At 64.1% G+C, this 3,776-nt stretch carries 3 protein-coding genes; all 3 read right to left on the reverse strand.

All coding sequences use genetic code 11. The features are described 5' to 3' along the window. Window positions 1-20: 20 nt before the first annotated feature. The 3 genes from nikC to VFP86_08190 are packed head-to-tail and all read right to left on the reverse strand — an operon-like array spanning window position 21 to window position 3,555. Complete coding sequence (gene nikC, locus VFP86_08180; protein HET8999607.1) at window positions 21-848, reverse strand: nickel transporter permease; 828 nt, start codon at window positions 846-848, stop codon at window positions 21-23. Between the two features lie 27 nt (window positions 849-875). Further along, on the reverse strand, window positions 876-1,889 hold the full coding sequence (locus VFP86_08185; GenBank protein ID HET8999608.1) for an ABC transporter permease: 1,014 nt from the start codon (window positions 1,887-1,889) through the stop codon (window positions 876-878). Between the two features lie 58 nt (window positions 1,890-1,947). Beyond that, complete coding sequence (locus VFP86_08190) at window positions 1,948-3,555, reverse strand: ABC transporter substrate-binding protein (protein ID HET8999609.1); 1,608 nt, start codon at window positions 3,553-3,555, stop codon at window positions 1,948-1,950. Window positions 3,556-3,776 lie beyond the last annotated feature (221 nt).

A 3,776-nucleotide genomic window follows, 5' to 3' on the forward strand; every position in this document is an offset into this window, starting at 1 on the left:
AGCGGTGAGCCATCAATTGGCTACGCCTTCCGCAACCTCGGATCCAGCAGGTCTCTCACGCCGTCCCCGAAGAGGTTGAACCCCAGGACGAGGAAGAGGATGGCGATGGCCGGAAAGGTCGCGATCCACCACTGCTCCATAAGGAACCGGCGCCCATCCGAGACCATCAGCCCCCACTCGGGCGTCGGTGGCTGCGCGCCAAAGCCGATGAACGACAGCCCGGCGATGATAAGGATGACGTTGCCCACTTCGAGCGTGGCCTGCACCAGGATGGGGGCGAGGGCGTTGGGGACGAGGTGGCGCGCGAGGATCGCTGTGTCTGTCGCACCTTCGGCGCGGGCCGCCTCCACGTACTCCCGGGCGCGCAGCGAGAGGACCTGGGCCCGAGCGATCCTGGCGTAGACCGGCCACGAGGTCACGGTGATGGCCAGCAGAGCGTTGGTGAGGTTGGGCCGGAGGATGGCCGAGATGGCCATCGCGAGGATGAGGCTCGGAAACGCCAGAAACATGTCGGTGATCCGCATCAGCGTCTCATCCCACCACCCGCCGTGCCATCCGGCAAGCATGCCGGCCGCGAGGCCGAAGATCGTCGCCCCGGTGACCACGGCAGCCCCAGCCACCACCGAGATCCTTGCCCCGTAGATCACACGCGTGAAGACGTCGCGCCCGAGCGAGTCGGTGCCGAAGAGGTAGGCGGGGCTCGGCGCGATCAGCCGCTGGCCTAGGTCCTGAGCGAGTGGGTTCCGCGAGGCGAGGAGCGGGCCGAGGAGGGCGATGGTGATGAAGACGGCGACGATCAACCCGCCGGTGAGCGTCAACGGACTCCTGCGTAGCGCCCGCCAGACAATCTCCGTGGTTTGCCCCTCGAAGGAACGTTAAGTGTAGCGAACCTGGGGATCCAAGTACGCGTAGAGGACGTCGACGGCGAGGTTCGCCATCGAGTAGATCACCGCGATCACCAGCGTCACGCCCAAGACGGCCGGGATATCGACGCTGATGACCGAGTTGGTCGCGTACCGTCCTAAGCCCGGCCACGAGAAGATCGTCTCGGTGAGCACGGCCCCGGAGAGCAGGCTGCCGTATGTCAATCCGATCACGGTGACCGTCGGGAGGAGCGCGTTGCGCAGCGCGTGCCGGAGCACCACCCGCCCTTCTGCCAGCCCTTTCGCTCGAGCGGTCCGCACGTAATCCTGGCGCAAGACCTCAAGCAGGCTCCCCCGAGTCATCCGCGTGATGAGGCCGGCGGAATAGTACCCCAATACGAACGCCGGCAGGATGAGATGGCGGCACGCGTCCCGCAGGGCGTCCCAACTGCCCGAGAGCAGGGCATCGACCGCCACCATCCCGGTGAGATGGGGGGGCGGCTGGGTGTAGATCCCGAGTTGACCGGGTCCAGGCAGGATCCCTAGCTTTGAATAGAGCACCCCGAGCAGCAGCAGCGCCACGTAGAATACCGGCAGCGACGTGCCGCCGAGCGCGAAGACACGGGCGACCTGGTCCGGCCATCGGTCCTTGTATAGCGCGGAGACGACCCCGGTGGGGATCCCGATCGCGATGGCGACCATCATCGCAGCAGTCGAGAGTTCCACCGTCGCCGGCAGGTACTGGGCCAGATCCTGACTTACCGGGCGGTTATCCATGATCGAGATGCCGAGGTTGCCGTGGAACAGGTCCCGCATGTAGATCACGTACTGGACGGGGAGCGGTTTGTCGAGTCCGATCTGGTGTCGGACTTTCTCCACCAAAGCGGGCGGCGCGTGCTCGCCGAGATATGCCGCGACCGGGTCTGCCGGGACGACGTGGGAAATTACGAACGTGATCAGCGTGACCCCCGCGAGGACGAACATGGTCAGGCCCGCCCTGCGGGCCACAAACCGAAGGAGGTTCATTCGCTGCGGAGCATGGGGTGGGGCGCGGATCCCCTCCCCACCCCACGCTGGACGCTGTCTACTGCTTCGTCATGACCAGGAAGTCATAGAAATTCACGGGATCGTACAGAAAATTCTGGATTCGCTTCGACACTCCTAGGGAGACAAGGGGCTGGTAGAGGATGGCGAACGGCCCATCCTGGGCCATCGTCTCGTTCACCTTCTTGTAGATCGCGGCGCGCTCCGGCGTGTTCTGCATCTCCGCGGCCTGGCCCACGAGCTTCGAGAGCGGGTCGTTGGCGTAATTGAGCCGCCAGGCGAGCGACTTCTGCGTGTAGTCGCCAAACGGCTTGGCAAAGTCGTCTGCGTCGGGGTAATCCACGAACCAGGTCAGCATGACCATTTGGGCCTGCTGCGCCCTGTAGGTCTTCAGCATCTCGCTCCCGACGATTTGCCGGACGTTGATCCGGATGCCGACCGCCCCGAGGTCGTTCTTGATCTTGGCGGCCAAATCTGCCCCCGAGATCCCACCTGCCTGCACCGCGGTCCCTATCAGCAATTCCGCTGTGAAGCCGTTGCCGAACCCGGCCTCGGCGAGGAGGCTCTTGGCCCTTGCCGGATCGTGTTTGAACGGGAGCGACGGCTCGTATCCAAACAGGCCTTTCGGGATCACCCCCTGGAGCGGGGTCCCGTTCCCCGTCAATAGGTCTTTGATGATACCGTCGTAGTCGATCGCATACTTCACCGCCTGACGGACGCCCGCCTTCCCAAACGCGGCAACGTTCTTCACGTCCATCCCTAGGTACTCCATGGCGAGATCCGGGGTCTGGAACACAAAGAACTTCGGTTCGCGCCGGAGAGCCGCGATCTGGCTCGCCGACAGGTCCCAGGCGATGTCCGCGTCGCCGCGCCCCAGCATCTCCCGCTGCACCGTATTCTCCGCGATATTGAGGAGGACGATCCGCTTGATCGACGGCACGGCGCCGAGATTGTACGTGGGGTTGGGCCCCAGCTCAATCGACACCGAACGCTCCCACTTGACGAGCACGAAGGGGCCGCTTCCCGCGGAGTGGTCGTTAAGCCAGGCGTTTCCCCAATCATTGTTCTGCACGTGCGCTTTGACCGTCTTGCTGTCGACGATGCTCGCGACCGGGTTCGCCAGAATCGACAGGAACGCCCCGGGGCTGAATGGTTTCGGCAGCGCGATGACGACCGTGTAAGGATCTGGCGCCTTGACCGTGGCCGAGACTGTTTTGTCGTCGATCCCCATCTGCGTGATCAGCCACGACGCCGGATTTTTGGGCAGATTGACCACTCGTTGGATGCTGTAGACCACGTCGTCGGCCGTCAGCGGGTTGCCGCTGCTGAACACCACCCCGTGCTTGAGGTGGAACGTGTACGTGCGGGCATCCTTGCTCACGTCCCAGGACTGGGCCACCTGCGGCTGTACCTGGGTGAGGTTGCCGCGGGCGAACGTGACAAGGGTGGAGTACATCTGGTGGTCGGGTACCGTGCTCGAACGCTCGTAGGCCAGATTCGGATCCATGGTGACGGCGTCAGAGAGGCTGCCGTCGGCGATGACGACCGTTTGCTGGGACCCGTAGTTGGCCGCGAACCCGCCGGGGACCGCGGCCCATGCCGTGAAGAGCACACACGCGAGCACTCCGACCAATAGACGCCGCCGCATAGAGTTCACCCCCTGTGGACCCGTCGCACCCGCTCGTGTTCGGCGGATGGGGGGATGGTCCCTGCCGGCACCCCTCTTAGGGTGTCTGCAATGGGCTGCTGGTGGGCATAGCGGAGTATAGGAATTCGCCATCGGGAGGAGGCGGAGAAGACGAGACACGTCATCGGCTATCTGGTCTGTCTAACCTTCATCACCTTCGTGCTGACATTCTTCGGCTTCTT

This window comes from bacterium (assembly GCA_035703895.1).
In the GTDB taxonomy this organism is placed as follows: Bacteria; Sysuimicrobiota; Sysuimicrobiia; order Sysuimicrobiales; family Segetimicrobiaceae; genus Segetimicrobium.